The following is a 25,571-nucleotide window of genomic DNA, read 5'->3' on the forward strand; positions in this document are numbered from 1 at the left end:
TGCCCCGGCCGCCCGGCGCCCCGGCGCCCCAGCGCCCCGGTGTCGCCCGTCGGGGATCTAGGCTCCCCCCATGAGCGAGACCGGCCTGCGTGAGCGCAAGAAGCGGCGGATGTACCGGACCGTGTCGGAGATCGCCGTCCGCCTCTTCGTGGAGCGGGGCTTCGACGCGGTGTCCGTCGCCGAGGTCGCCGCCGCGGCGGAGATCTCCAAGCCGACCCTCTTCCGGTACTTCCCGGCCAAGGAGGACCTCGTCCTGCACCGGATCGCCGACCATGAGCGGGAGGCGGCGGAGGTGGTCGCCGGGGCGCGGGACGAGGGGGCCGCGCCGCTGGCCGCCCTGCGCCGGCACTTCCTCGCGGGCCTGGCCGCGGCCGACCCGGTCACCGGCCTCAACGACCACCCCGAGGTCCGCGCCTTCCACGCCCTCCTCTACGGCACCCCCGCACTGGTCGCCCGCCTGCACGCCCATCTGGAACGGTCCGAGACCGCCCTGGCCGACGCCCTCGGCGGCGACCTCGACGCCCGGCTCGCGGCCGGCCAGATCGTCGCCGTACGGCGGATCCTCGCCGAGGAGAACTGGCGGCGGATCGCGGCGGGGGAGCGGGTGGAGGACGTACGGCCGGAGGCGGTGGCGGCGGCGGAGCGGGCGTTCGCGGTGCTGGAGGCGGGACTGCCGCGGCTGGCCCGGCCGCTGGACGAGATGTGAGTCGCCATCGATCCGCTGACCGGATCGATGGCGACCTGTGTCCTCCCGCCTCGGCCGGCCGCGGTCGGGCCTCACCCCGCGCCTCGGCACCATGCGTGACTGCGTAAAAAAATTAACTGAGTTACATTTTCTGGGTACGCTCGTTCCATGACGTCACCCCTCCCCGCCCCGAAGGGCGACCGACCCCCCTCCACCGCCGACACCCCCGTCGACGACCGTCCTGCCGGTGCCCGCCCGCTCGACGACCCCGCCCTCCACGCGGCACTCCTGCGGGAACGCGCCCACCACGACGCCTGCCGGTCGGCCCTCGCCGGGATGCTGGCGGGTGCCGACCTCCAGGTCGTCACCGGCGAGGACGTCTCCGCCTCCGGTGCCGACGCCGAGGTCCTCGGGTACGGGCTGCGCAGCCGGGCCAAGGCGCTGCGGGAACTCCCCGAAGGCCCCCTCTTCTTCGGCCGCCTGGACTTCGCGGACGGCACCGGTGGTGAGCACGCCGGCCTCAGCCACCACATCGGCCGCGTCCGCGTCGGCGTGCACCCCGCCGCCCCGCCGCTCGTCGTCGACTGGCGCGCCCCCGTCTCGCGCCCCTTCTACCAGGCGAGCGCCCGCGACCCGCAGGGCGTCGCCGTCCGCCGCCGGTTCGGCTGGGCGCCGGGCAGCCGGGGCGACTCCGCCGATCTGACCGGCCTGGAGGACGAGCACCTGGGACGCGGGGAGGCCGGGCCGAGCGCCATCGTCGCCCGCGAGATCGAACGCCCCCGGGTCGGCCCGATGCGCGACATCGCCGCGACGATCCAGCCCGAGCAGGACGACCTCGTCCGCGGGGAACCGGCCGAGTCGGTGTGCGTGCAGGGCGCCCCGGGCACCGGCAAGACCGCCGTCGGCCTGCACCGGGCCGCGTACCTCCTCTACACCCACCCCCGGCGCTTCCGCCGCGGCGGGCTGCTGATCCTCGGCCCCCACCGCACCTTCCTCTCCTACATCGCCGAGGTCCTGCCCTCCCTCGGTGAGACGGGCGTACGGCAGTCGACCCTGGCCGACGAGATCGCCCGGCACCCGGTCACCGTCACCGACCCCGCGCCCGCCGCCTCCGTCAAGCACGACCCGCGCATGGCCGAGGTGCTGCGCCGGGCGCTGTACGGCGGGGTGACCCCCGGGGGTGCGGGTGGTGCCGGTGGTGCCTATGGCATCGGTGGTGCCGGAGGGGCGGACGGGTCGGACGGCCTCACGGTGCCGGACGGGCCGTACCGCCGGCGGGTCACGGGCGACGAGGTCGCGCGGATCGTGGCCGGCGTCCTCGCCGAGGAGCCGCCGTACGAGGTCGGGCGCGAGCGCGTACGCAGCCGGATCGTGCGCCGGATCCAGGAGCAGGCCGAACGGCGGGGCGGCCCGCGCCCCGCCTCCTGGCTCCGCCGGATGGAACGGGCGCGCCCGGTGAGCACCTGCGTGGACGCGGTGTGGCCGAAGGCGCTCCCGGAGGAGGTGGTGGCCCGACTCCTCTCCGACCCGGGGGAGTTGGCGCGTGCGGCGACCGGCGTCCTGACCCCGCGGGAGCAGGCGGCCCTGCACCGGCCGCGCGCACCCCGCTCCGCCCGTTCCGCACACTGGTCGGCCGCCGACCTCGTCCTGCTCGACGAGGTCGCGGGGCTCCTCGAACACCCCCAGGGGTACGCCCATGTCGTCGTCGACGAGGCGCAGGACCTCTCCCCGATGGAGTGCCGGGCCATCGCCCGCCGCGTGCCCTTCGGCTCGATGACGGTCCTCGGCGACCTGGCACAGGGCACCACGCCGTGGGCCGCGCGCTCCTGGCGGGACCTCCTGACCCATCTGGGCAAGCCCGAGGCGAAAGTGGTCCCGCTGACCACCGGCTACCGCGTCCCCGGCCCGGTCCTGTCGCTCGCCAACCGGCTCCTGGCCCGCCTCGACACCGACGTGCCGCCCGCGCGTTCCCTGCGCCGGGACGGTGAACTCGCCGTCGTCCGGGCGGCCGGCGACCTGCCGGGGGCGGTGGTGGCCGCGGTCCGCGACGCCCTCGGCCACCAGGGCTCCGTCGGCGTCATCACCGCAGACGCCGACGCGCCCCGCATCCGTCACGCCCTCACCGGGGCCGGCATTGCCACCGCCTCCGGCCCCGAGGACGCGAGCACCCGTGTGACGGTCCTCCCCGCGACCGCGGTCAAGGGCCTGGAGTACGACCATGTCGTCGCCGTGGAACCGGTCGCGATCGCGGAGGCGGAGGAGAGGGGGCTGAACCGGCTGTACGTGGTGCTGACCCGGGCGGTGTCGCGGCTGGTGGTGGTGGAGGGGAGAGGGGTGCCCTGGTGAGACGTACCCGTACGCCCGTCCCGAGGCGCTGTCATGGCGGTTACCTCGGGTCCTGGCCGAACTTCGAGGCCGACCAGAAGTAGCCGAGCACGGTGAGGCCCAGGCACCAGGCGACCGCGAGCCATCCGTGGTGGCCGATCTCGCTGCCGAGCAGCAGCCCGCGCAGGGTCTCGATGGCCGGCGTGAAGGGCTGGTACTCGGCGATCGGCTGGAACCAGCCCGGCATCGCGTCGACCGGGACGAAGGCGCTGGAGATGAGCGGCAGGAAGATCAGCGGCATCGCGTTGTTGCCGGCGGCCTCGGCGTTCGGGCTGATCAGGCCCATGCCGACCGCGATCCAGGTGAGCGCGGTGGCGAACAGTGCGAGCAGCCCGAACGCCGCCAGCCACTCCAGGGCCGTGGCGTCCGCGGATCTGAAGCCGATGGCCACGGCGACGGCGCCCACGAGGACCACGCTGACGACCGACTGCAGCACGCTGCCGACGACGTGCCCGACGAGCACGGAGCCGCGGTGGATCGCCATCGTGCGGAAGCGGGCGATGATGCCCTCGGTCATGTCGTTGGAGACGGACACCGCGGTGCCGATCGTGGTGCTGCCGATCGTCATCAGTAACAGGCCCGGCACCAGGTAGGCGATGTAGTCGGAGCGGTCGGCGCCGCCGCCACCGATGCCGGCGCTCATCACGTCGCCGAAGACGTAGACGAAGAGCAGCAGCAGCATCACCGGGGTGAGCAGCAGGTTCAGGGTGAGGGACGGGTAGCGCCGCGCGTGCAGGAGGTTGCGGCGCAGCATCGTGGAGGAGTCGCGCAGGGCGAGGGAGAGGGAGCTCATCGGACGTTCTCCTTGGGCTGGTCGGGGACGCCGGCCGGGCCGGTCAGGGCGAAGAACACGTCGTCGAGGTCGGGGGTGTGCACGGTCAGTTCGTCCGCCTCGACGCCGGCGGAGTCCAGCCGGTCGAGGAGGGAGCGCAGCTCGCGCTGGCTGCCGTCGCTGGGGATGCGCAGCGCCAGAGACTCGTCGTCCCGGGCGACCTCGCGCAGGGTGGAGGCGGCGCTCCGGTACGCGGCCGGGTCGGTGAAGCGCAGCCGCACGTGGCCGCCGGGGATCAGCCGCTTGAGCTCGTCGGCGGTGCCCTCGGCGGCGATCCTGCCGCCGTCGAGCACCGCGATGCGGTCGGCGAGCTCGTCGGCCTCCTCCAGGTACTGGGTGGTGAGGAAGACGGTGACGCCGCCGGTGACCAGCTCGCGGATGATCTGCCACATGGTGTGGCGGCTGCGCGGGTCGAGGCCGGTGGTGGGCTCGTCGAGGAAGATGATCCGCGGGCGGCCGACCAGGGTCATGGCGATGTCGAGGCGGCGCTTCATGCCGCCGGAGTAGCCGGCGGCGGGCTTCTTCGCGGCGTCCACCAGGTCCAGCCGTTCAAGGAGTTCGGCGGTGACCCGCCGTCCCTCGCTGCGGGAGAGGTGGTGCAGGTCCGCCATGAGGAGCATGTTCTCCTCGCCGGTGATCAGGCCGTCGACGGCGGAGAACTGCCCGGTGACGCCGATCGCGGCCCGCACGGCCTGTGGATCGGCGGCGAGGTCGTGGCCACCGACGCGCACCGTGCCGGCGTCGGCGGTGACGAGGGTGGAGAGGATCTTGACGGCGGTGGTCTTGCCGGCGCCGTTCGGGCCGAGCAGGGAGAAGACCGTTCCTTCGGCGACGTTCAGGTCGACGCCGTCGAGCACGACCTTGTCGCCGTAGGACTTGCGCAAACCGTTCGCCGCGATGGCCAGGTCGGTCATGACGGGGTTCTCCTTCAGAGGCTGCGGGCGGCGATGTCGCCGTGGGAGGTGGTCGCGTGGATGCTCAGGCCGGCGGCGCCGTCGGTGTTCCTGAGCGCGTTCTCGATCCGGCCGTAGCCGGTGCCGGCGTCCAGCGAGGCGGAGACTCCGCGGGCGGCGCCGACCGAGATGTCGCCCTGCTGGGTGCTCAGGGTGACCGTGCCGCTCACGGCCTCGGCGATGCGGATGCCGCCCTTCTGGGTGCTGATCTCCGCGGGGCCGCCCAGGCGGCCGACCGAGACGTCGCCGGCGAGGACGGTGAGGCGGGCGCTCGCGGCCTCGTCGAGCTTGACCGGGCCCTGCGCGCCCTCGAAGGCGACGTCGCCGAGCCGTCCGACGCCCCGGAACTCGGCGGCGGCCGCCTTCGCCTCGACACGGGAGCCGGCGGGCAGCCGCACGGTCACCTCGACGGAGCCGGAAGCGCCGAGGATCCGGTTCTTCGCGGGTGAGGCCTCGATCCGCAGGACGCCGTCGCCGTACTCGACCCCGATCCGCTCCGCCGCCTTCACGTCACGGTCGTTCGAGGCGTCCGCGGGGAGGATCTCGACCACGGTGTCGGCCCGGTCGGCGGCGATGAACCGGATGCGGCCCGCGGGGAGGTCGAGGACGGCGGAGATCGGGGCGGGGGTCTGGAACTTCTGCATGGTGCTCTCCTTCGGCTCGTCGTTTCCGATGCGGGAAACGCTACGTTGCATTCACTGATCTCACAACGACGTCGTTGCATATGGAAGTCATTAGTGCAGGTGAAAGCTGCATAATCGTTGCAACGGGCTTCGAAGCTAACGCAACGGCCGGGCTGGTGTCGTTGCAATGGGGTGAAGGTGAACGCTATGCTGGAGGCTCCGAGGAGTGCGAAGGAGATCGCGATGCCGGGAGGCAGACTCACCCAGCAGGAACGCCGGCAGATCGCGCTGGGGCTGGCCGACGGCCTCGCCTACGCGGAGATCGCCAGAAGCATCGATCGTCCGACCTCGACGATCACGCGTGAGGTGATGCGGAACGGCGGTCCCACCGCCTACCGCGCCGACCTGGCCCACCGCGCCACCGAACGCCGCGCCCACCGGCGCGGGCAGGCCGCGCCCCGAGGGACGGAGGCGCTCCCGCAGGTCCATGGGCGCGACGCCGGGGCCGTGCGCGAGTACGAGGAGACGTTCACCACCGTCCTCATGGCGTCGGGCATGCCCCGGATGATGGCCCGGGTGATGGCCTGTCTGACCCTCACCGACACCGGCAGCCTCACCGCGTCCGAACTCGTCCAGCGCCTCCAGGTCAGCCCGGCGTCCGTCTCCAAGGCGATCGCGTTCCTCGAGAGCCAGGGCTTCGCCCGCCGGGAACGCGACGAACGCCGCCGTGAGCGCTACGTCGTCGACGACGACATCTGGTACCAGTCGATGATCGCCAGCGCGCGGTCCACCGCCGACATCGTCGAGACCGCACGGCACGGCGTCGGCGTCCTCGGTCCCGGCACCCCGGCCGGCGTCCGCCTCGAGAACGTCGCCCGCTTCCTCGACTTCGTCGGCGAGAGCATGACCCGCGCCGCCGAGCAGGCCCGCGAGATCCTCCACACCAAAGCCGAGGAGACCCCGGGCGGCACCGCCGAGCCGCCCTCGGACCGCGGATAGACGGCCGACCCGGCGGTCGCGCCGTCCCGACGTTCGCTGTCCTGTCTCGGTTGACCTGAGCCACCGCGAGGCGGTGGCCTGCGGTGGCTCAGGTCAACCGAGACGCCGGTGCCGGATTCGTCTCAGTCAACCTGCCCCAGTGGGGCTGCTCCTTGACCCCAAGTGAGGTTGAGGTTTTAGCGTGCTGTGAACGTGATCACCGGCTGACGACAGGAAGAGATGACGATGATCCTCGTGACCGGCGCGACCGGGAACATTGGAAGTGCTCTGCTGAGGGAGTTGCAGGTGGCCGGCGCCGCGCCTGTGCGAGGTCTGACTCGTGATGCGGGACGGGTCTCTTTCGCTGAAGGGATCGAAGCCGTTGAGGGTGATCTCTCGCAGGCGGATTCTCTGAAGCCCGCGCTGGAGGGAGCGCGCTCCCTGTTCTTGTTGTCGGGTATGGGTGGGGAAGCGGAGGTCCTGGCGGCTGCTCGGCAGGCAGGTGTGGAGCATGTGGTGCTCGTGTCGTCGATCACGGTGCAGACTCATCCACATCTGCCGGCGGTCGGCGAGAACCTGGCTGTTGAGCGGTTACTCAAGGACAGCGGCATGGCCTGGACCATATTGCGGCCGACGCAGTTCGCCTCGAACACCCTGTGGTGGGCGCAGTCGATTCGCGATCAGGACGTGGTCCGAGCGCCGTATGCGGACATCGGTCTCCCGACCATCCACCCTGCGGACATCGCGGCGGTGGCCCGTGCGGCGCTCACCGAGCCGGGCCACCAGGGGCGGACGTATGCACTGACCGGGCCGGAGTGCATCACCGTCCGACGGCAGGTCGCGGCCATCGCTGCAGCGGTGGGGCGGGAGGTGGCCCTCATGGAGATCAGCCGGGAGGAAGCCCACCGGCAGATGGCTTCCTTTATGGGAGACGAGACCGCGGATGCCGTCCTCGACTTGATGGGCGGGGACGTCAATGACGAATTGCTGAAGGTGCGCGACACCGTTCTGCGGGTCACCGGGTCCGCAGCAAGATCGTTCCAGCAGTGGGCGTCGGAAAATGGTGCAGCCTTCCGCTGAGACCGCAGCTTCACTGCTGTTGTTCAGACCGGCGAGGGCGTTCTGTCAGCGGCGTCCTGAATGGTGTGCGCGATCATGCGGAGTTGGTGGATGAACCACGGCTTGGCGGTGGTGCGGAGGGAGCTTTCGTTGGGGAGCCGCCGGACGAACTCCGCGTGGAAGGACCGGAAGTCCTCATCCACGCCGGAGAGTGCCAGGCCGCGCCAGCGCGGAGCCGCGTAGAACACCATGGCCTTGACTATCTCGGGATAGATCGCCGCATAGCGCTTGGGATCCCACGGCCGGACAGTGCGGGCGGGGCGAGGCTGGAGCCGGGCGAGCCGCCGCGTGAGGTCGCTGATCCGGTAGCCGTGCTGCAGGAGGGTGGTCCAGAAGCGGGAGGTCTGTTCGTAGCAGATGTTGACCACGTCGGGGCCGTAGCGGCGAAGGAGCCGGTAGTGACGTTTCTGGGCGGCGACGATCTCCGGCAGATCAGCAAGGTCGAACTGGTAGGCGGGGGCTTCGACGGCCCGGCCGATCCAGAGGCGATGGGGGATGCAGACCTGGTCGTGGAGTTTCGACATCCAGACCATGACGCCTTGGCCGGGGGTGCCGGTCCTGCGGGCGACACAGCGCCGGCACGCCCATCGGGGAGTCACGGCGAAGGGACCTTGCGGAATGTTCCACGACTGTCTCTCCCAGCGGGGGATCGCGTACTGGATCGAGGCCCGGGGCTGTCCGCTGAGGACACTGAGCCGGCCGACTGGATCCAGGCGGGATTCCAGCCAGTGGGAAGGCCGCTGAAGGCGTTGGACGGGCATCGCGTTGGCCGTGGCGAGGCGGTCCAGGAACGAGGCTTCGGTCTCCTGCGGGAAGGGCTTGAGCGGACGCGGCAGCGGACGGAAGACGACGGCCTCGAACGGACTGTTCACCCCGCTTCCCTGCCCGCGTCGGGCGGGGAATCCGACTCGCTGTTGTGGTCGATCCGGATGCTGCGCAGGGAGGCTTTGGTGATGCGCTCGCTGCCGTCGAGGACGGCGGAGATCGCCGCGGCCCGGATCAGGTGGGAGAGGCTCCCGATCATGCCTCCGGTTCGCTGGTGCAGGTATTTCGACAGACCGGCCAGGGTGTCGGGCGTGTGGCGGTGCAGGCGAAGTGTGCTCTCCAGCGAGGCGATCAGAGCCTTCCACTCGGTGCTGCGGGGGAAGGCGCCGGTGCGGACCAGGATGCAGCGGCCCCCGAGCTGCTTGCCGCGGATCCCGGTGAACAGCCCGGACTTCTCGACGTTGATACCGGCATAGACGAAGGTCGCCGGTAGGTGCTCGGTGAAGTACTTCAGGTGATCGGAGAGGTCCTCGCCGACGGTGGTCGCGTGATTGAGCAGGTGAATCTCGTCGACCAGCACCAGGTCCGTGCGTGCCTCGATCATCACCTGGCAGACGGCGCTGGTGACATCGATGGTGTTGTGCCGCGGGTTGATCACGGGCAGGCCCAGGAACCGGGCGAACTCCAGGGCGAGTTTGCGCGGAGAGCCTTTGGGCGGGGCAGTGATGTAGACAACAGGAATGCGGTCGCTGCCCGGATACCGCTGCTGGACACGCAGTTCGTGGGTGCGGCCGAGCTGCTTCAGCGCCGTGGTCTTCCCGGTCGTCCACTGGCCGGAGACGATCATCCCGCGACGGGCGCCGTGTTCACGCTGGTTGAGCAGAGTCAGCAGCCGTCCCTGATGCGCGATCTCCTTGACCGTGGACGTGCGCACGACCTGCAGCTCGGAGTGATAGGCGATCCGGGCCTCGTCGTAGGTCTTCCGCAGCTGTGGGGACAGGGCCTGCCACTGCCGATCGGGCAGCAGCTCGAAGACAGCCGGATCAGCCTCCACGAACCGCCGCCAGCCCTCCAGCCGGGTGGAGGGATCGGCCCGGTCATCAGGCAGACCGGTTTCATCCCCGCCCGGCTCCGCAGCGTTCACCACCACTTCTCGGCCTCCTTGCGCGCATCGAAGATCTCCAGCGGGACGACATCGGCGAGTTCGCCGACCTCCTCGTCCTCGTCCTCCGGTTCCGGCTCCGGCGCGGGTGCTGGCCGCGGCCAGGCGGGTTCGCTGGTGGCCCGGGTGCGGGCAGCGACCTTTCGGTCGCGCCGCCGGGCCGGCCGGTCCCTCCCCGCCGCCCGGCGGCCAGGCTCGTCACCGGGCCCGTCCGAGGCCCGGTCCAAAAGCGCTGCCGCCACCTGCGCGACGGCATCCTCGTCCGGCTTGCGCTGCCCGCGTTCGGTCAGGATCTGGTGGGCCCGGTCGAAGACCAGCTCGCCCATCGGGACGGGAGACGTGCGCAGGTGGCGCCAGGTCGCGGTGATCCAGCCCGTGCCGTGGTGATTGCGTACCCAGACGCAGGAGATGTCGTAGGGGTCGTAGTGGACCTCCCAGAGCCTGCCGTCCGGACCCGTCCCCGAGGCCTGACGCCGGAAAGGCGTGAGTCCGGGGGCGTCGTAAGTACGGTTGTTGATCCGCACCCCGCTGCGGCCGATGACCCGCCATTCACGGGGCATCAGCTGGATGTACTCCTGCGGGCTGAGCGCGACGGGGACGTATCCCGCCGCTGACACCAGCGCGGCGTACTTCTCGTTCGGGCTCAGCGGCCGGTCCGGCATCAGCGGATCGCGCAGCCCGTCGTGCGGCCTGGCCTGCCAGACGACGATCCACTCCTGGAGCAGTTCCTGGAGCTCGTGGATGGACCAGGCCGCCTGCGCGGAAGAATCTTTGCCCCGCATCTCGGCACTGCGACCCGTGTAGCCGGCCACGTACTGGGCGAACATGGTCGACACCGAGCCCAGCGTCCGCTCGATGTGCGGCCTGTCGGTCGGGGTGTCCGGGTGCGCGGGCTGGAACGAGATCCCCAAGTGGCGGCAGGCATTGCGGAAGTTGTCCGAGATGAACGCCTTGCCGTGGTCGCTGACCACCGTCTCCGGAACGATCACCGGGATCGCGGCGGCCTTGTCCAGCCGCTCGTCCAGCGACAACAAGGAAGCGTAGGGGAGCACGGAGCGCGACATGCGCAGAGCGTCGGACCAGCCGGGCCGCACCGGTTCCGGCGTCATCGCACGGGCCAGCAGCAGCGCGGCATCGACCGCCTTCGTCGACGGCCGCAGCACCACCGAGGCCAGCGTCCGGGTGGCCAGGTCGATCAGCCCGGTCAGTTCGCAGCGGTCCACCGTCCCGTCATCGTGGATGACCATGACATCCAGCGGCGTGGAGTCGATCTCCATCACCTCGCCGGGACGGGCCGCCGTCAACTGCCCGAACATCCGCTTCGGCTGCTTGCCCAGCGAGCGGCGGGTGCGGGCCGAACCGAACAGATGCTGCCCGGCCGAGACCGCCTCCAGCAGACGGTAGAACGCCGCCCTCGACGGCATCCGGACCACTCCATCACCGTGCTCGGCGACCAGGAGACGTTCGACGCGGCGCCGCAGCACCTGCGCGGAGACGGTCGACTCGTCCCTCCGGCTGCCCGCGACTTTCGCGATCGCTTCGACCACCCGGGGATCGGCCCGGCTCGTTCCGGTGGCGGGCTTGCGCAGCCTGCCGTCGACCAGGCCCGCCACCCCTTCGTTCTCGAAGCGGGACCGCATCCGGCGCAGCGTGCTCAGCCCCACCTCCTCACCGCAGTCCCGCAGTTCGGCCACCTTGGTCAGCTCCCGCTGCCGCAGAGAGTGCACCGTCGGGTCGTACTCGGCCCGCACCGGGCCGCTGGTATCGGCGTCCTGCCGGCCGGTGAGCAGCTCGGTCAGATGCCGCCGCCACCACTCAGCCCGCTGTGCCGCTTCCTCCGGCAGCCCCTCCAGCACCCCGGCCTCCGGCAGCGGCGGGCGGCTCAGCGCGGTGCTGAGCACGGTGAAACCCTCCGACGCCAGCAGGTGTCCCAGCAGCACGACGCCGACGGCCTGGGCGTCATCGACCAGCCGCACCGACGTGCCGTGCAGGGCGGCAACCGTGTGCTCCCGCCCGTCGTAGCGGACCCTGTCACCCAGCGACAGCAGCCGCGGACGCGTCGGCATCCCCTCCCACCTCCTCCGCGACCACGGGCACCGGGCTCACCTGCGTGGCCGCCGACATCAGACCGGCCTCCAGCTCCACCGCCAGTTCCCGGCGCCAGAGCAGATGGAAGAGCACCGGCAGCACGGCGATCGGATCACCCACCGCACGGACGCCTGCCCACAGAGCCCGAGGCCGGGCGAACGCCGCCCGTAACTCAGCCGCCACGGGCTCTCGCCGCACTCGCGGATGCCGGTAGCCCGACAACCAGCGCAGATTCGCCGCCAGTACCGGATCGAGCACGCCCACCCGCTCGAAACCCCAGCCCACCCGCGCGCAGGCCGCTGCCGTGACCTCGAACTTCACCGCGTCCTCGGGCTCGATCCGGTTGTCGGGACGCACGTCCAGCACCACACCGGTGCCGTCCCGACGGCGCACGAAGTAGTCCGGGGTATGGCTGGTCCGCCGAGCCCGGCCGTCAGACCGCCACGAGAGCCGGAACGGCTGCGACGCCATCGCCACCACACCCGGATCACAGTCCAGCCGAATCAGCTGACCGAGCTCCACCCACGACTCGTAACCCACCAATTCGGCACACGTCGCAGCCCAGTACCAGCCGGGAAAATTGCGCTGACCGGGGTACGACGGGAACGTCCGCACCTGCCCGGCCGCCTCGAAACGCGTCGGCCACATCACCTCAAGCGGCCCCTCATGCAGGTCACCGCGAGCGTCGACGTACTCCAGCCGAAAGTCCTCAGCCTCCATCAGACACCCCCACCCGGCGCTGTCCATGTACGACGACCGTAGACAGCCCGGCGCGGCAGTGGCTCAGAAAGAGCGAGACAGAACAGCAGATGGCCGAGGTTGACCGAGACACACAGCCAGATGGCTCGGATACACCGAGACTGGCCCACCTCCAGCGAGACAGGTCACCCCGGCCTCGGGCGGGCCCGGGGTGCGACGACGGCGCGACACACTTCTGCAAGCAGGTGCTTGCAATTGTTAGCGACGGTGGGGCACGCTGGAGGCATGGCATCGCTCAAGGTCGGCAATCTCGGCGAGTACCTGCGCGAGCAGCGGCGAAACGCCCAGCTCTCGCTGCGGCAGCTCGCCGACGCCGCCGGGGTGTCCAATCCGTACCTGAGTCAGATCGAGCGCGGGCTGCGCAAGCCCAGCGCGGAGGTGTTGCAGCAGGTCGCCAAGGCGCTGCGGATCTCCGCCGAGACGCTGTACGTGCGCGCCGGCATCCTCGATGCCGAACGGGACCGGGACGAGGTCGAGACGCGAGCCGTCATCCTCGCCGATCCCACGCTGACCGGGCCGCAGAAGCAGGCGCTGCTGCAGATCTACGAGTCCTTCCGCAAGGAGAACGGATTCGCGGTCGGCGACGGCGCGGTGGACGCCCAGGACGACGCCGCCGTACCCGACGACGACACCCGCACGGCCGGTGGCACCGTCGACGACCCCCGCACGGCCGGTGGCACCGTCGACGACCCCCGCGCGGCCGGTGGCACCGTCGACGACCCCCGCACGGCCGGTGGCACCGACGACGATCCGCAGCGGAAGGCCGATTGACCGGACCGGTGGACCGGCCGCCCGACTGCGGACCCGCACCGACCGACATCCACGAACGCGAACAACGCGACGAACGCGACCACGGGAGGACCATCACCATGGCCATCACCGACGACCTGCGCAAGACCCTCAGCGACCCGACCCCCCTCTACTTCGCGGCCGGCACCGCCGACCTGGCCCTCCAGCAGGCGAAGAAGGTGCCGGGCCTGGTCGAGCAGCTGCGCACCGAGGCGCCGGCCCGGTTCGAGGCGGTCCGCAACACCGACCCCAAGGCCGTCCAGGAGCGGGCCGCCGCCCGCGCGAAGGAGGCCGGAGCCAGGGCCAAGGAGGCGCAGGAGACCTTCCAGACCAAGGTGGGCGAGTTCCTCGGCGCCCTCGACGGCGACCTGAAGAAGCTGAGCAGCACCCTCGACGCCGACCTGAAGAAGTTCGGCGAGACCGCCCAGGACCTCGCGCTGCGCAGTGTCGGCGTCGCCGCCGAGTACGCCGTGAAGGCCCGCGAGACCTACGAGAAGGTCGCCGAGCACGGCGAGCAGGCCGTGCGGACCTGGCGCGGCGAGGCCGCCGAGGAGATCGAGGAACTGGCGATCGTCGTCGAGGGCAAGGACGATCCGAAGCCCGAGCCGGTCGAGGTCGAGGACGAGCCGAAGCCCGCCGAAGCCGCGGCCGAGCCTGCCCCGGCGAAGAACGCCCCCGCCAAGAAGACCCCGGCCGCCCGCAAGACCACCGCGAAGAAGACGACCCCGCCGGCCGAGTGAGGACACGGGCACACCCCCGCGCGCGGATCGCTCGGGGATACGGCCACGGGCCGGGCACTCGGAGGGTGCCCGGCCCGTTGTACGGGTGACGGAAGCGTGGTTGCGGGTACGGTGGCCGCGTAAGGACGAGCCGTGCCGAGTCGGGTGGTGGACGTAGTGCTGATGCAGGGGTTCGCCGGGTTCATGTCGCTGTTGAGCCTGGCGCTGATCGTGTTCAGCGGCTTCGCGCTGTTCGACGCGGCCATCCGCCGCGAGGACGGCTACCGTGCCGCGGACAAGCAGACCAAGCCGTTCTGGCTGATCGTCCTCGGGCTCGCCTTCGTGGTGAACCTGATCTTCAACATCCTGTCGTTCCTGCCGATCATCGGCCTGATCGCGACCATCGTGTACATGGTCGACGTCCGGCCCGCCCTCCGCTCCCTGCCGGGCGGCGGCCGCAGCCGCCGGGGCGGCTCCAGCAGCGACGGCCCGTACGGTCCGTACAACGGCGGCCGCTGAAAAGCGCTTCGCTGAAAAGCTTTTCGAGGGGGCGCCGCCCCCGAGGGGCGCGGGGCGGCCTCGTCACGCGGCTCCGCCGCGTGGGCGCGACCAGCCCCGAACGACCCGCGCCCGGCACACCACGCACCCCCCTCGGCCCCCATCGGCGCAACCCGATCCCGGCACCCCCAGCGGAGCGCTAAGGCACCCGGTCCAGCAGGACGACCGCCACGTCGTCCGTCAGCTCGCCGCCGTTCAGCTCGCGGACCTCGTTGACGGCCGCCCGCAGCAGGTTCTCGCCGTGCAGGCCCGACGCGAGCTGGCGGCCGATCATCTCCACCATGCCGTCCTGCCCCAGCCGCTCCTTGCCGTCCCCGACGCGTCCCTCGATGAGGCCGTCGGTGTACAGCATCAGGCTCCACGCGGCGCCCAGCTCGACCTGCGTCCGCGGCCAGCGGGCGCCCGGCAGCAGCCCCAGGGCGGGGCCGTTGTTGTCGTAGGGCAGCAGCCGGGGCGGCTGGTCCGGGCGGGCGATCAGCGGGGCCGGGTGGCCGGCCAGGCACAGGCCGGCACGGCGGCCGTCGGGCGCGATGTCCACCGTGCACAGCGTCGCGAAGATCTCGTCGTCGTCGCGTTCGTGCTCCAGCACCTGCTGAAGCGTGTTCAGCAGTTGGTCGCCGCACAGCCCGGCCAGGGTCAGCGCCCGCCAGGCGATCCGCAGCTCCACCCCGAGGGCGGCCTCGTCCGGGCCGTGGCCGCGGACATCGCCGATCATGGTGTGGACCGTGCCGTCCGGGGTGCGGACGGTGTCGTAGAAGTCACCGCCGAGCAGCGCGCGGGAGCGGCCGGGGCGGTAGCGGGCGGCGAAGCGCAGCGGGGAGCCGTCCAGCAGGGGCGTGGGCAGCAGTCCGCGCTCCAGGCGGGCGTTCTCCTGGGCGCGCAGCCTGCCCTCGGCGAGCCGCCGCTCGGCCGTGTCGGACCGTTTGCGCTCCACCGCGTACCGGATGGCGCGGCTCAGCAGCCGTCCGTCCAGCTCGTCGCGGAACAGGTAGTCCTGGGCGCCCACCCGCACCGCCTCGGCCCCGCGCTCGGCGTCGCCGGACGCGGTCAGCGCGAGCACGGCGTGCCGGGGCGCGAGCCGCAGCACGTGCCGGAGCACGGCGAGTTCGTCGTGCTCGTCGGCGCGGCCCGGGGCGGGCAGGGCGAGGTCCAGCAGGATGCAGTGGACGTCGTCGGTGAGCAGCCGCTCGGCCTCGGTGAGGTTGCGGGCGGTGCGCACGCGGATCGGCTTGCCGGACGAGTCCAGCAGACCGGGCACGATCGGGGCGGCCGTGGGGTCGTCCTCGATCAGCAGCAGTGTGAGGTTGGTGGGGTGGGCGGCGGCGCTCACGCCGGAGGGGGCGCCGCCGGGCGTGGCGTCGTCGCCGACCGGCGTCGTCCCGATCGCCTCGTCGCGGGCGTCGTTCCGGTCGTCCGTGCGCGGGGCTTCTTCCTTGGAGGGGCCACCGACTGCGGGGGCGGCCTGCGCCTGACCGCACTCCACGGCCGGGATCGCTCTCTGCCGCGGTACGGGTACGGGCATCGTGTTGGGTTCCTTCCCTCCCCCCGAGGGCATGGCGGGGACGAGGGACCTCGACCCACCGACGGGGACCATAGCGGCAGAAGGCGCCGCAGCGGAATGGTGTGGAGCACGCCGCTTGATCTCAGGCCACTGTCATATGCCGCGATCCGTACCGCAGTTGGGCAGGGTGGATGGGGCGCGGGAATGACGAACGTCACGTCGGCGGCAGGTTTGGTGGCCGAGAGGCGTGCGGTGGGTCACGTGGCCGCGGTCACGGGCGGCCGCCGCCCCTGTGTCCGGCCTCACGCGTCCGGCCGCACCACCCCGAGGATCGGCATCGAACCGGCCCCCGCGACGGTCACCGTCCGCCCCGGGCGCGGGGCGTGGACGATCGAGCCGTCCCCCACGTACAGCCCGACGTGGCTGGCGTCGTCGAAGTAGATGATCAGGTCGCCGGGACGCAGCTCCGCGACCGCGACCCGCTCGAGCTGCCGCCACTGCTCCTGCGAGGTGCGCGGGATGGTGCGGCCGGCGTTCGTCCACGCCTGGGAGGTGAGGCCGGAGCAGTCGAAGGAGTCGGGGCCCTCGGCGCCCCACACGTACGGCTTGCCGACCTGCGCGGTGGCGTACCGGACGGCCTCCAGGCCCTGCTCGGTCGCCTCGCCCTGGGCGCCGTCGAGCACGCCGGTGCCCAGCCAGGCGGTCTGCGCCTGCTGCGCGGCCTGTTCCTGGAGCTGGGCGAGGCGTTCCTTCTCCTCCTTCTCCAGCTGGGACTCGAGCTTCTCGGCCGCCGCGATCTGCTTCTCGATCTCCTTCTGGGCGGTGGCCTTGGCCTTGCGGTGGGCCTCCAGCTTCTGCCACTGGGCGGAGGCGTCGGCGGAGTACTGCTCCAGGTCCTGCTGGGTGCGGGTCATGTCGGCGATCAGGCCCGTGGTCGCCCGCTGCCCCTGGAGCACCCGGCCCGCGCCGTCGAGGAAGTCGCCCGGATCGTCGCTGAGCAGCAGCTGGGCCTCGTCCGGCAGGCCGCCGCCGCGGTACTGCGAGCGGGCCGCGGCGCCCGCGCGGTCCTTCAGCGCCTCCAACTCCTCGCGCCCCTCGACGATCTTGGCGGCCAGCTCGATCAGCTCCGCGGACTGCTTCTTGGCCTGCTCCTCGGCCGCGTTGTAGGCGTCGGTGGCGACCGCGGCGTCGTGGTACAGCGTGTCGAGCTTCTCGCGGATCGCCTCCAGGTCCGCGCTGTGCGACGGCGGCGGGGTGAGCGTGGGCGCGGTCGTCGGGGCCGGTGTGGGGCTCGGAGCCGCGAACGCCGTACCCGGCACCGCCGGCACGACGATCGCGCAGACCACGGTCACGGCCACCGCGAGCAGGGCGCGCTTGCCCGTACCCATACATCCCCCCAAAGCTGATATACCGTCAGTAACCTACGGTTGCCCGAGGGATCGTGCCACGCCCCGCCGGTAAACGACAGGGGAAGTCCTTCCCCCCGTTCCCGCCCCGCCATGACGAAGTCCCCGCCTCTGTGACGAACGCCTCAGGGAGATCGTTCCCGGTGCTACCCCCGCGGGGCCAGCGCCCCCCACGCCACCGTCACTTCCCCCTGCCGCCACCGCGCCGGGCCGTCCCTCACCGGCCAGTCCCGGGTCAGGTCCCGCACGGTCCGGATCCACCGCTGGCGCGCGCCGTACGAGGCGTAGGGCGCGGCGGCGGCCCAGGCGCGGTCGAAGTCGCGGAGGAAGGCGTGCACGGGCTCGCCGGGCACATTGCGGTGGATCAGCGCCTTCGGCAGCCGTTCCGCCAGGTCCGAGGGCCGTTCCAGGGAGCCCAGCCGGGTCGCGAAGGTGACCGTGCGGGGGCCCTCGGGGCCGAGCGCGACCCACACGTGCCGCCGCCCGATCTCGTCGCAGGTCCCCTCGACGAGCAGCCCCCCGCGCGAGGTCTCCGTCGCCGGCGCGAGCCGTGCGCACAGCCGCTCCCAGACGGCGGCGACCTCACCCTCGTCGTACTGCCGCAGCACGTTCGCGGCGCGGATGAGGTGGGGCCGGCCGGGGAGCGGGACCTCGAAGCCGCCGTGCCGGAAGACGAGGCCGTCCCGCTCGTACGGCCTGGCCGCCGCGACCCGCGCCGGTTCGATCTCGACGCCCACCACGCGCGCGCGGGGCGCGACGGAGCGCAGGCGGGCCAGCAGCTCGACGGCCGTCCAGGGGGCGGCGCCGTAGCCGAGGTCGACGGCCACGGCGCGGTCGGCGCGGCGCAGCTCACGGCCGTGCGCCGCGGCGATCCAGCGGTCCATGCGGCGCAGCCGGTTGGGGTTGGTCGTGCCGCGCGTGACCGTGCCCACGACGGGGGTCCCCCCGCTCGAGCGAAGCCGAGAGTGGGGGAGGGCCGCGCGGGATGTCATGCCTTTGAGGGTATTCGGTGTCCATGACGTCGGTATCCATGACGGCGGGACCACGGGTGGACGCACCCCGCCCTCGAACGGTTGAGCGATCCCCGGTAACGCCTGGGCAAAAACGTCCGCGACCGGGGGCCCGCCGGAATGGCGGCGGCTCCCTCGGGCGTTGCACCCCCTCGGAGGGTGCCGCACATCCTCCGTCCGGCATGCCCGCAGCTAGGAGGAACGCCACGTGAGCCAGTACATCGGCAGGCTCGGGCGTCGCTCCGGGACGGCACCCGCGCGGCTCCGGCTGCACCGCCGCCCCCGCCGCGTCGCCATGCTCTCGGTGCACACCTCGCCGCTGCACCAGCCCGGCACGGGCGACGCCGGCGGCATGAACGTCTACATCGTCGAGCTCGCGCAGCGCCTCGCCGCGATCGACATCGAGGTGGAGATCTTCACGCGCGCCACGACCGGCGGCCTCCCGCCGACCGTCGACCTCGCCCCCGGCGTCCTCGTCCGGCACGTCGACGCGGGACCCTACGAGGGCCTCGCCAAGGAGGATCTCCCCGCCCAGCTGTGCGCCTTCACCCACGGAGTGATGCAGGCCTGGGCCGGCCACCGCCCCGGCCACTACGACCTCGTCCACTCGCACTACTGGCTGTCCGGGCACGTCGGCTGGCTCGCCGCCCAGCGCTGGGGCGCCCCCCTGGTGCACGCCATGCACACCATGGCCAAGGTCAAGAACGCCAACCTCGCCGACGGCGACAGTCCCGAGCCCGCCGCCCGCGTCATCGGCGAGACCCAGATCGTCGCCGCCGCCGACCGGCTGATCGCCAACACGGCGGAGGAGGCCGACGAACTCGTCCGGCACTACCAAGCCGACCGCGCCAAGGTCGCCGTCGTCCACCCCGGCGTCAACCTCGACCGCTTCCGCCCCGCCGACGGCCGCGCCGCCGCCCGCGCCCGCCTGGGGCTGCCGCAGGACGCCCTGATCCCGCTCTTCGCGGGCCGCATCCAGCCCCTCAAGGCCCCCGACATCCTGCTGCGCGCCGTGGCCGTCCTCCTCGACGAGCGCCCCGAGCTGCGCTCCCGGATCGTCGTGCCCGTGGTCGGCGGCCCCAGCGGCAGCGGCCTCGCCAAGCCGGAGGGGCTGCAGAAGCTCGCCGCCCGCCTCGGCGTCTCCGACGTCGTACGGTTCCGGCCGCCCGTCGGCCAGGAGCAGCTCGCGGACTGGTTCCGCGCCGCCTCCGTCCTCGTCGTCCCCTCCTACAGCGAGTCCTTCGGCCTGGTCGCCATAGAGGCGCAGGCGGCCGGGACGCCCGTGCTGGCCGCCGCGGTCGGCGGGCTGCCGGTGGCCGTGCGCGACCGTGAGACCGGCGTCCTGGTGCAGGGCCACGAACCGGCCCGCTACGCGCGCGTGCTCGCCGAGTTCGCCGACACCCCGGACCTCGCCGCCCGCATGGGCGCGGCCGCCGCCCGGCACGCCCGGTCCTTCGGCTGGGACACCGCGGCCGCCGCCACCGCCGACGTCTACGCGGCCGCGACACAGGCCCACCGCCGTCGCGTACGCTCCCCGCATGGGTGAGTGGCATGACTGAGGCGCACAGGGCCGACGCGCAGAAGGCGGCCGCGCACGTCGTCGAGGACGTCCTGAAGGACGCCGAACTGGAGTGGGAGCGCCCCGAGCCCGGCACCTACGTCGTGCAGCTCCCCGGCACCCGCAAACTGAAGACGACCGTGTCCCTCATCGCCGGCCGCCACTCGCTCTCCCTGAACGCCTTCGTCATCCGCCACCCCGACGAGAACGAGGCCGGCGTCCACCGCTGGCTCCTGGAGCGCAACCTCAAGCTCTACGGCGTGAGTTACGCCGTCGACCACCTCGGCGACGTCTACGTCACCGCCCGCCTCCCCCTCGCCGCGGTCACCCCCGACGAGATCGACCGCCTCCTCGGCCAGGTCCTGGAGGCCGCCGACGGCGCCTTCAACACCCTCCTGGAGCTCGGTTTCGCCTCCGCGATCCGCCGCGAGTACGCCTGGCGCGTCTCCCGCGGCGAGTCCACCCGCAATCTGGACGCCTTCCGCCACCTCACCCGCCGCCCCGGTGACTGAAAACCCTCTGACCTGCTGTTAGCCTGCCGCGATCCATCCCTTACCTGTGAAGAGGTCGTGCATGCGCGCAGGCAGAACCACCACCGTGGCCGCCCTCGCGGGAGCGCTCGCCCTGACGGCGTTCGCCGCACCGGCCGCGGAGGCGGCGGACACCGGTATCACGGTGTCCGACGTGGTGATCAACGGCGGCAGGCCCGTCGTCGTCGGCACCACCCAGGAAGTGCGGCCCACCGTCAGCTACCGCGTGACCTGGCCCGCGGGGTACTCGCTCGCCACCGTGAGCGCGAACCCGTTCCTGTACCACGACACCACCCCGGCCGCGGGCTTCACCAGCGGCGGAATCTGGCACGGCACCATCGTCTGCGACGAGGACGGCCCCCGCGCCGCCGACTGCTCGGGCGACTTCTACATCGACCCGCCCTACCGCCTGGACTCCAACAACGACGCCACGACCTGGAAGATCGCCTTCAACGCGATGCTCTGGACGGCGGACGACCACCTCAAGAGCCAGGAGTACCTGACCGGCCTGGGCAGCACCCAGCTCAAGCGCGCCGCCAAGGCCACCGCCAACGCCTCCCCGGAACCGGTCGCCAAGGGCAGGACACTCACCGTCACCGGCAGGCTCACCCGCGCGGACTGGGCCAAGCACACCTACGTCGGCTACGGCGGCAAGGCGGCCAAGTTGCAGTTCCGCAAGGCCGGGACGAGCACCTACGCGACCGTCAAGACCGTCAGGGCGGACTCGGCGGGCGCCCTGAAGACCACGGTCACCGCCACCACCGACGGCTACTGGCGCTGGACCTTCAGCGAGACCACCACGACCGGCGGCGCGACCGCGGCCGGCGACTACGTCGACGTCAGGTAGCCGGCGGCGAGGTCGAGTGGCCGGTGGCGAGGTCGGGTGGCCGGTGGCGAGGTCGGGTGGCCGGTGGCGAGGTCGGGTGGCCGGTGGCGACGGCGGGTGGCCGGTACGTCGACGTCACGCCGCGGACGCGGAGGCTCTCCCCGCGTCCGCGGCGTCTCCCCGCAGTCCTGCGGCGGCTCTTCCCGCGGTCCTCGGCGGCTCACCCCGAGACCGCGGCCGTCCCGTAGCCGTAGCGCCCCGGCGTCACCCCCACCAGCCGCCGGAAGTGCCGGGTGAGATGGGCCTGGTCGTAGAAGCCGGCGGTCGCCGCGACCTCGCCCGCCGGCAGCCCGTCGAGCAGCAGCCGGCGGGCCCGGTCGACCCGGCGGGCCGTCAGGTACTGGTGCGGCGCGATGCCGTACGCCCCGCTGAACGCCCGTACCAGATGCGCCGGATGCGCCTGGAGCAGCCCGGCGGCCGTGTCGAGCGTGACGCCCTCCACGACGCGCCCGTCGAGGAGGTCGCGCAGCCGGCGCGCCAGGACGGGGTCGCGCCGGGCCGGCCGCGGGGGCTGCCGGGGCCGCAGATGGCCGCGCAGCCGCTCGCCGACCAGCGTCAGCCGGCTGTCGGCCTCCAGCTCGTCCCCGGGCCGGGCGAGGGCCGCGTGCAGCTGGCCGACCCGCCGCCGCAGCAGCGGGTCGCGCAGGTCGGGCCCGTCCACGGCGGGCCCGATCAGCTCCTCGCCGAGCACGCTCGTGTCCAGGTACAGCACCCGCTTGCGGAAACCGTCCGGGGTGACGGGGGAGCCGTTGTGCGGCACGTGCGGCGGCAGCAGCGACACCGTGTCGTGCGGCGTCCCGTGCTCGTGCCGGTCGAGGTCGTACCGTACGGCCCCGTCGTCGACGATCAGCAGCGTCCACGCCTCGTGGACGTGCATCGGGTAGGCGTACCCCGTGAAGTGCGCGTGGAAGACCTCCACGACGCCCCGGACGCGGGGGCGCCAGGCGGAGACGTCGGCGGTGGGCTGCGCGGCCCTGCCCTGAGCGGAGGCCATGCAAAGAACGTACAAGACGCCGCCGCGGTCCGGACGGCAGCCTCGGACCATGAACGACGCACCGACCCGCACGACCCCGCCCGTCCGCTTCGACACGAAGATCGCCGTCCTGCTGCGCGAGGACCTGGAGACCTGGCAGCGCCTGAACGTCACCGCGTTCCTGGTCAGCGGCCTGGGCACCGAGCTCCCCGAGGTCGTCGGGGAGCCGTACGAGGACGCGGACGGCGTCCCCTACCTGCCGATGTTCCGCCAGCCGGTGCTGGTCTTCGAGGGCTCGAAGGAGACGTTGACGGCGGCCCACGCGCGCGTGCTCTCCCGCGCCCTGCCGCGCGCGGTGTTCACCGGCGACCTCTTCGCCACCGGCAACGACCGCGACAACCGCGCGGCGGTGCGGGCCGTGGGGACGGACGCGCTGGACCTGGTGGGACTGGCGGTGTACGGCCCGCGCAACGCGGTGGACAAGGTGCTGAAGGGGGCGCGGATGCATCCGTGAGGAGACGGGCCGCTGGGCCGTCCCTTCACTGAGCCGGGGAGACTGCCGGGCCGGGGGGCACCGCCCCGCCCGTCAGGCGGCGCTGACCTCGGGCGTGGCGGCGGCCGGCCCGGGCGCACCGGCGGTCTCCACCGCCTGCGCGGGCAGCCGGCGCATCAGCACGGCGTACCCGGCCCCGGCCGCCGTCCCGACGACCGCGCACAGCCCCCACAGCCACTCCGCCCCGAACCGGTCGATGACGACGCCGGACATCAGCGGGGCGAGGAGCGACGCCGCCGCCCACGACAGGGTGTACATGCCCTGGTAGCGGCCGCGTCCGTCCACCGGGGAGAGACGGACGACGAGCCCGGTCTGGGTGGGGGCGTTGACGATCTCGGCGAGGGTCCATACGCAGACGGTGAGCGCGAAGACGCCGACGGACCCGGCGAAGGCGGTCAGCCCGAAGCCGTACCCGGCGAGGAGCGACGAGATCACGAGCAGCCGTCCCGGATCCCGGTGCTCGATGAACCGGGTGACCGGGATCTGGAGCGCGACGATGAGGACGCCGTTGACGGCGATGGCCATGCCGTAGTCGGCCGGGGTGAAGCCGGCCGCGCCCATCGCCACGGGCAGCCCGATGGAGCCCTGCTGGAAGACGAAGGCGACCAGGAACGACAGCCCGACCAGCCCCATGAACCGCCCGTCGCGCAGCACGGTCCGCAGCCCGACGGAGTCTTCCCGGAGGGTCTTGTCCGCCGGCCGGGGACGTGACTCGGGCAGCTTGAGGAAGACGACGACCGCGCAGACGAGGGTCATGCCGGCCTCGATGAGGAAGCCGGCGAGGTAGCTGACCTCGGCAATGAACCCGGCGGCCATGGAGGAGACGGCGAAGCCGAGGTTGATGGCCCAGTAGTTGAGGGAGAACGCCCGGACCCGGTCCTGCGGCCGCACGATGTCGGCCATCATCGCCTGTACGGCGGGCCGGGAGGCGTTGGAGGCCGCCCCGACGAGGAAGGCCACGCCGGCGATGACGACGGGGTGGTGCACGAAGCCGAGCAACGCCACGGAGAAGGCGGTGGCGACCTGGGCGACGAGCAGCGTGGGCCGCCGCCCGAGCCGGTCGGCCATCACCCCGCCGCCGAGGGAGGAGACCACCCCGCCGAGCCCGTGCAGCGCGGCGACGAGTCCGGCGTAGGAGGCGGAGTACCCGCGGTCGAGGGTCAGGTACAGCGCCATGAAGGTGGCGACGAAGGCGCCGAGCCGGTTGACGAGGGTGCTGGTCCACAGCCACCAGAACTCGCGGGGCAGCCCGGAGACGGTCTCGCGGGCGGCACGTCTCAAGGTGGCGACGGGCATGGATGATCCCCCGAATGTAAGCGGCGCAGGTGGTACCGAGAACTTACGGAGCGGCCGGCCCCGGGGGCCACTCGATTAACAGAAACAGTCAACTGTGCCGCTGCCGCGCCCAGCGTGCCCGCCGTATGCCCGCCGCGTGCCCGCCCGGGCGTCCGCCCTACGGGCGCGGGGCGGGCCGGGACGCCCCTTCGATTACGCTCATCCACATGGCCGACGCACCGTACAAGCTGATCCTCCTCCGCCACGGCGAGAGCGAGTGGAACGCGAAGAACCTGTTCACCGGCTGGGTGGACGTCAACCTCAACGAGAAGGGCGAGAAGGAGGCAGTCCGCGGTGGCGAGCTCCTGAAGGACGCCGACCTCCTCCCCGACGTGGTCCACACCTCCCTCCAGAAGCGCGCGATCCGCACCGCGCAGCTGGCCCTGGAGTCCGCGGACCGCCACTGGATCCCGGTCCACCGCTCCTGGCGCCTGAACGAGCGCCACTACGGCGCCCTCCAGGGCAAGGACAAGGCCCAGACCCTGGCCGAGTTCGGCGAGGAGCAGTTCATGCTGTGGCGCCGCTCCTACGACACCCCGCCCCCGCCCCTCGAGGACGGCACCGAGTTCTCCCAGTCGGACGACGCGCGCTACGCCACGATCCCCCCGGAGCTCCGCCCCCGCACGGAGTGCCTCAAGGACGTCGTCCTCCGCATGCTCCCCTACTGGTACGACGGCATCGTCCCGGACCTCCTCACCGGCCGCACGGTCCTCGTCGCCGCCCACGGCAACAGCCTCCGCGCCCTCGTCAAGCACCTCGACGGCATCTCCGACGCCGACATCGCGGGCCTGAACATCCCGACGGGCATCCCGCTGTTCTACGAACTCGACGCCGACTTCAAGCCGGTCACCCCGGGAGGCCGCTACCTCGACCCTGAGGCGGCCGCGGCAGCCATCGAGGCGGTCAAGAACCAGGGCAAGAAGAAGTAAGCGGACGCGTTAAGCCCCCTACCTGCGGTTTTCCCGTTGGTAGGGGGCTTGTTGCTGTGCTGGGCCGTCTCTGGGCCGTGAGGTGCTGGTTGGGCCGTCAGGTTCGTCGGCGCCAGCGACGGATGCGGATGTCGAGGACGATCAGCAACGCCACGGGGATGACGACCTCGGTGGGAGCATCGGCCCACAGGGCGAGCGCGCCGCCGGCTGAGCCGATGAGCGCGATCGGCAAGTCGCGGGGACAGATGTCGACGCTGACACCTGTGCGTGGGACCATGGGGCCTCCATCTGTGGTTGGTTCCTGGCTAGGGTTTCCGAGCGCGGAAATGGAAGCGAATGCCGCCCAGGCCCGGGCGGCATTCGCACATCGCTGGAACTTTCTCATAGTCATCACGCGCCATACAAACGTGCAGCTAAAAGCCGCCTCGTTCGTTTGCGTGGACAGAGTGTCCACGATCGTGGACGGCCGGAGCGG

The 25,571-nt window shown here is 72.1% G+C and carries 25 protein-coding genes; 12 read left to right on the forward strand and 13 right to left on the reverse strand.

Going from position 1 to position 25,571, the window contains the following annotated elements:
• The first annotated feature begins 70 nt into the window (after positions 1-70).
• Positions 71-706 carry a TetR family transcriptional regulator gene (locus ACFV9M_RS28985; RefSeq protein ID WP_385070264.1) on the forward strand — a complete coding sequence of 212 codons (636 nt, stop codon included), beginning with the start codon at positions 71-73 and terminating at the stop codon, positions 704-706.
• Between the two features lie 147 nt (positions 707-853).
• Complete coding sequence (locus ACFV9M_RS28990) at positions 854-3,031, forward strand: HelD family protein (RefSeq protein WP_385070262.1); 2,178 nt, start codon at positions 854-856, stop codon at positions 3,029-3,031.
• Between the two features lie 40 nt (positions 3,032-3,071).
• Here ACFV9M_RS28990 and ACFV9M_RS28995 read toward each other — a convergent pair whose 3' ends face one another.
• Genes ACFV9M_RS28995 through ACFV9M_RS29005 form a run of 3 tightly spaced genes read right to left on the reverse strand, consistent with a single transcriptional unit; the run spans position 3,072 to position 5,499 of the window.
• Positions 3,072-3,863 (reverse strand): ABC transporter permease, encoded by a 792-nt coding sequence (locus ACFV9M_RS28995; protein WP_385070260.1) that lies wholly within the window; start codon positions 3,861-3,863, stop codon positions 3,072-3,074.
• On the reverse strand, positions 3,860-4,816 hold the full coding sequence (locus ACFV9M_RS29000) for an ATP-binding cassette domain-containing protein (RefSeq protein ID WP_385070257.1): 957 nt from the start codon (positions 4,814-4,816) through the stop codon (positions 3,860-3,862). Before ACFV9M_RS29000 ends, ACFV9M_RS28995 begins: the two co-directional genes overlap by 4 nt.
• A gap of 14 nt (positions 4,817-4,830) precedes the next feature.
• Positions 4,831-5,499 (reverse strand): DUF4097 family beta strand repeat-containing protein, encoded by a 669-nt coding sequence (locus ACFV9M_RS29005; protein WP_385070255.1) that lies wholly within the window; start codon positions 5,497-5,499, stop codon positions 4,831-4,833.
• Positions 5,500-5,721: 222 nt separating this feature from the next.
• On the opposite strand from ACFV9M_RS29005, the gene ACFV9M_RS29010 reads away from it, so the two are divergent.
• On the forward strand, positions 5,722-6,477 hold the full coding sequence (locus ACFV9M_RS29010) for a helix-turn-helix domain-containing protein (protein WP_385070252.1): 756 nt from the start codon (positions 5,722-5,724) through the stop codon (positions 6,475-6,477).
• 225 nt (positions 6,478-6,702) lie between these two features.
• The gene (locus ACFV9M_RS29015; RefSeq protein WP_385070374.1) at positions 6,703-7,536 is read left to right on the forward strand and encodes an SDR family oxidoreductase; all 834 of its coding nucleotides are present in this window, start codon (positions 6,703-6,705) and stop codon (positions 7,534-7,536) included.
• 23 nt (positions 7,537-7,559) lie between these two features.
• On the opposite strand, the gene ACFV9M_RS29020 is transcribed toward ACFV9M_RS29015, so the two are convergent.
• Genes ACFV9M_RS29020 through ACFV9M_RS29035 form a run of 4 tightly spaced genes read right to left on the reverse strand, consistent with a single transcriptional unit; the run spans position 7,560 to position 12,337 of the window.
• Positions 7,560-8,447 carry a hypothetical protein gene (locus ACFV9M_RS29020; RefSeq protein WP_385070251.1) on the reverse strand — a complete coding sequence of 296 codons (888 nt, stop codon included), beginning with the start codon at positions 8,445-8,447 and terminating at the stop codon, positions 7,560-7,562.
• Positions 8,444-9,490 (reverse strand): TniB family NTP-binding protein, encoded by a 1,047-nt coding sequence (locus ACFV9M_RS29025; protein ID WP_385070248.1) that lies wholly within the window; start codon positions 9,488-9,490, stop codon positions 8,444-8,446. Before ACFV9M_RS29025 ends, ACFV9M_RS29020 begins: the two co-directional genes overlap by 4 nt.
• Positions 9,481-11,568, reverse strand: a complete 2,088-nt coding sequence (locus ACFV9M_RS29030) for a Mu transposase C-terminal domain-containing protein (protein WP_385070247.1) — start codon at positions 11,566-11,568, stop codon at positions 9,481-9,483. Before ACFV9M_RS29030 ends, ACFV9M_RS29025 begins: the two co-directional genes overlap by 10 nt.
• Complete coding sequence (locus tag ACFV9M_RS29035; protein WP_385070244.1) at positions 11,534-12,337, reverse strand: TnsA-like heteromeric transposase endonuclease subunit; 804 nt, start codon at positions 12,335-12,337, stop codon at positions 11,534-11,536. The genes ACFV9M_RS29030 and ACFV9M_RS29035 overlap by 35 nt, the downstream gene beginning before the upstream one ends.
• 237 nt (positions 12,338-12,574) lie before the next feature.
• On the opposite strand from ACFV9M_RS29035, the gene ACFV9M_RS29040 reads away from it, so the two are divergent.
• From ACFV9M_RS29040 to ACFV9M_RS29050, 3 genes are all read left to right on the forward strand, one after another.
• A complete protein-coding gene (locus ACFV9M_RS29040; RefSeq protein ID WP_385070242.1) occupies positions 12,575-13,120 on the forward strand; it encodes a helix-turn-helix domain-containing protein in 546 nt (181 codons plus the stop codon).
• A gap of 98 nt (positions 13,121-13,218) precedes the next feature.
• The gene (locus ACFV9M_RS29045; protein WP_385070371.1) at positions 13,219-13,878 is read left to right on the forward strand and encodes a hypothetical protein; all 660 of its coding nucleotides are present in this window, start codon (positions 13,219-13,221) and stop codon (positions 13,876-13,878) included.
• A 162-nt stretch (positions 13,879-14,040) separates the two neighbouring features.
• A complete protein-coding gene (locus tag ACFV9M_RS29050) occupies positions 14,041-14,376 on the forward strand; it encodes a DUF2516 family protein (protein ID WP_385070369.1) in 336 nt (111 codons plus the stop codon).
• A gap of 178 nt (positions 14,377-14,554) precedes the next feature.
• Here the strand turns inward: ACFV9M_RS29050 and ACFV9M_RS29055 are convergent, their stop codons facing one another.
• From ACFV9M_RS29055 to ACFV9M_RS29065, 3 genes are all read right to left on the reverse strand, one after another.
• Positions 14,555-15,937, reverse strand: a complete 1,383-nt coding sequence (locus tag ACFV9M_RS29055) for a PP2C family protein-serine/threonine phosphatase (RefSeq protein ID WP_385070240.1) — start codon at positions 15,935-15,937, stop codon at positions 14,555-14,557.
• 281 nt (positions 15,938-16,218) lie between these two features.
• Positions 16,219-17,304, reverse strand: a complete 1,086-nt coding sequence (locus ACFV9M_RS29060) for an NlpC/P60 family protein (protein WP_385070238.1) — start codon at positions 17,302-17,304, stop codon at positions 16,219-16,221.
• A gap of 164 nt (positions 17,305-17,468) precedes the next feature.
• A complete protein-coding gene (locus tag ACFV9M_RS29065; RefSeq protein WP_385070236.1) occupies positions 17,469-18,314 on the reverse strand; it encodes a class I SAM-dependent methyltransferase in 846 nt (281 codons plus the stop codon).
• Between the two features lie 226 nt (positions 18,315-18,540).
• On the opposite strand from ACFV9M_RS29065, the gene mshA reads away from it, so the two are divergent.
• The 3 genes from mshA (at position 18,541) to ACFV9M_RS29080 (ending at position 21,267) form a co-directional block, all read left to right on the forward strand.
• A complete protein-coding gene (mshA, locus tag ACFV9M_RS29070; RefSeq protein WP_385070233.1) occupies positions 18,541-19,878 on the forward strand; it encodes a D-inositol-3-phosphate glycosyltransferase in 1,338 nt (445 codons plus the stop codon).
• 5 nt (positions 19,879-19,883) lie between these two features.
• On the forward strand, positions 19,884-20,402 hold the full coding sequence (locus ACFV9M_RS29075; RefSeq protein WP_385070232.1) for a YbjN domain-containing protein: 519 nt from the start codon (positions 19,884-19,886) through the stop codon (positions 20,400-20,402).
• A 61-nt stretch (positions 20,403-20,463) separates the two neighbouring features.
• On the forward strand, positions 20,464-21,267 hold the full coding sequence (locus tag ACFV9M_RS29080) for a hypothetical protein (RefSeq protein WP_385070229.1): 804 nt from the start codon (positions 20,464-20,466) through the stop codon (positions 21,265-21,267).
• A gap of 199 nt (positions 21,268-21,466) precedes the next feature.
• On the opposite strand, the gene ACFV9M_RS29085 is transcribed toward ACFV9M_RS29080, so the two are convergent.
• On the reverse strand, positions 21,467-22,300 hold the full coding sequence (locus tag ACFV9M_RS29085) for an AraC family transcriptional regulator (RefSeq protein WP_385070227.1): 834 nt from the start codon (positions 22,298-22,300) through the stop codon (positions 21,467-21,469).
• A gap of 49 nt (positions 22,301-22,349) precedes the next feature.
• Between ACFV9M_RS29085 and ACFV9M_RS29090 the strand changes: the two genes are divergently transcribed.
• Entirely contained in the window at positions 22,350-22,793 is a 444-nt protein-coding gene (locus ACFV9M_RS29090; protein WP_385070224.1) for a DUF2000 family protein, read from the forward strand.
• Between the two features lie 72 nt (positions 22,794-22,865).
• Here the strand turns inward: ACFV9M_RS29090 and ACFV9M_RS29095 are convergent, their stop codons facing one another.
• The gene (locus ACFV9M_RS29095) at positions 22,866-24,128 is read right to left on the reverse strand and encodes an MDR family MFS transporter (protein ID WP_385070222.1); all 1,263 of its coding nucleotides are present in this window, start codon (positions 24,126-24,128) and stop codon (positions 22,866-22,868) included.
• A gap of 206 nt (positions 24,129-24,334) precedes the next feature.
• Here ACFV9M_RS29095 and ACFV9M_RS29100 point away from each other — a divergent pair, with 206 nt between their 5' ends.
• Positions 24,335-25,096 (forward strand): phosphoglyceromutase, encoded by a 762-nt coding sequence (locus ACFV9M_RS29100; protein ID WP_385070219.1) that lies wholly within the window; start codon positions 24,335-24,337, stop codon positions 25,094-25,096.
• 97 nt (positions 25,097-25,193) lie between these two features.
• Here ACFV9M_RS29100 and ACFV9M_RS29105 read toward each other — a convergent pair whose 3' ends face one another.
• On the reverse strand, positions 25,194-25,373 hold the full coding sequence (locus ACFV9M_RS29105) for a hypothetical protein (RefSeq protein ID WP_385070216.1): 180 nt from the start codon (positions 25,371-25,373) through the stop codon (positions 25,194-25,196).
• Positions 25,374-25,571 lie beyond the last annotated feature (198 nt).

Source organism: Streptomyces sp. NPDC059895, assembly GCF_042731035.1.
Lineage (GTDB): Bacteria > Actinomycetota > Actinomycetes > Streptomycetales > Streptomycetaceae > Streptomyces.

Excerpts from the sequence above, each read along its gene's own strand:
- ACFV9M_RS28985 (WP_385070264.1), top strand. The coding sequence starts at position 71 with ATGAGCGAGACCGGCCTGCGTGAGCGCAAGAAGCGGCGGATGTACCGG.
- ACFV9M_RS28990 (WP_385070262.1), top strand. The coding sequence starts at position 854 with ATGACGTCACCCCTCCCCGCCCCGAAGGGCGACCGACCCCCCTCCACC.
- ACFV9M_RS28995 (WP_385070260.1), bottom strand. The coding sequence starts at position 3,863 with ATGAGCTCCCTCTCCCTCGCCCTGCGCGACTCCTCCACGATGCTGCGC.
- ACFV9M_RS29000 (WP_385070257.1), bottom strand. The coding sequence starts at position 4,816 with ATGACCGACCTGGCCATCGCGGCGAACGGTTTGCGCAAGTCCTACGGC.
- ACFV9M_RS29005 (WP_385070255.1), bottom strand. The coding sequence starts at position 5,499 with ATGCAGAAGTTCCAGACCCCCGCCCCGATCTCCGCCGTCCTCGACCTC.
- ACFV9M_RS29010 (WP_385070252.1), top strand. The coding sequence starts at position 5,722 with ATGCCGGGAGGCAGACTCACCCAGCAGGAACGCCGGCAGATCGCGCTG.
- ACFV9M_RS29015 (WP_385070374.1), top strand. The coding sequence starts at position 6,703 with ATGATCCTCGTGACCGGCGCGACCGGGAACATTGGAAGTGCTCTGCTG.
- ACFV9M_RS29030 (WP_385070247.1), bottom strand. The coding sequence starts at position 11,568 with ATGCCGACGCGTCCGCGGCTGCTGTCGCTGGGTGACAGGGTCCGCTAC.
- ACFV9M_RS29035 (WP_385070244.1), bottom strand. The coding sequence starts at position 12,337 with ATGGACAGCGCCGGGTGGGGGTGTCTGATGGAGGCTGAGGACTTTCGG.
- ACFV9M_RS29040 (WP_385070242.1), top strand. The coding sequence starts at position 12,575 with ATGGCATCGCTCAAGGTCGGCAATCTCGGCGAGTACCTGCGCGAGCAG.
- ACFV9M_RS29045 (WP_385070371.1), top strand. The coding sequence starts at position 13,219 with ATGGCCATCACCGACGACCTGCGCAAGACCCTCAGCGACCCGACCCCC.
- ACFV9M_RS29050 (WP_385070369.1), top strand. The coding sequence starts at position 14,041 with ATGCAGGGGTTCGCCGGGTTCATGTCGCTGTTGAGCCTGGCGCTGATC.
- ACFV9M_RS29055 (WP_385070240.1), bottom strand. The coding sequence starts at position 15,937 with ATGCCCGTACCCGTACCGCGGCAGAGAGCGATCCCGGCCGTGGAGTGC.
- ACFV9M_RS29060 (WP_385070238.1), bottom strand. The coding sequence starts at position 17,304 with ATGGGTACGGGCAAGCGCGCCCTGCTCGCGGTGGCCGTGACCGTGGTC.
- ACFV9M_RS29065 (WP_385070236.1), bottom strand. The coding sequence starts at position 18,314 with ATGACATCCCGCGCGGCCCTCCCCCACTCTCGGCTTCGCTCGAGCGGG.
- ACFV9M_RS29075 (WP_385070232.1), top strand. The coding sequence starts at position 19,884 with ATGACTGAGGCGCACAGGGCCGACGCGCAGAAGGCGGCCGCGCACGTC.
- ACFV9M_RS29080 (WP_385070229.1), top strand. The coding sequence starts at position 20,464 with ATGCGCGCAGGCAGAACCACCACCGTGGCCGCCCTCGCGGGAGCGCTC.
- ACFV9M_RS29085 (WP_385070227.1), bottom strand. The coding sequence starts at position 22,300 with ATGGCCTCCGCTCAGGGCAGGGCCGCGCAGCCCACCGCCGACGTCTCC.
- ACFV9M_RS29090 (WP_385070224.1), top strand. The coding sequence starts at position 22,350 with ATGAACGACGCACCGACCCGCACGACCCCGCCCGTCCGCTTCGACACG.
- ACFV9M_RS29095 (WP_385070222.1), bottom strand. The coding sequence starts at position 24,128 with ATGCCCGTCGCCACCTTGAGACGTGCCGCCCGCGAGACCGTCTCCGGG.
- ACFV9M_RS29100 (WP_385070219.1), top strand. The coding sequence starts at position 24,335 with ATGGCCGACGCACCGTACAAGCTGATCCTCCTCCGCCACGGCGAGAGC.
- ACFV9M_RS29105 (WP_385070216.1), bottom strand. The coding sequence starts at position 25,373 with ATGGTCCCACGCACAGGTGTCAGCGTCGACATCTGTCCCCGCGACTTG.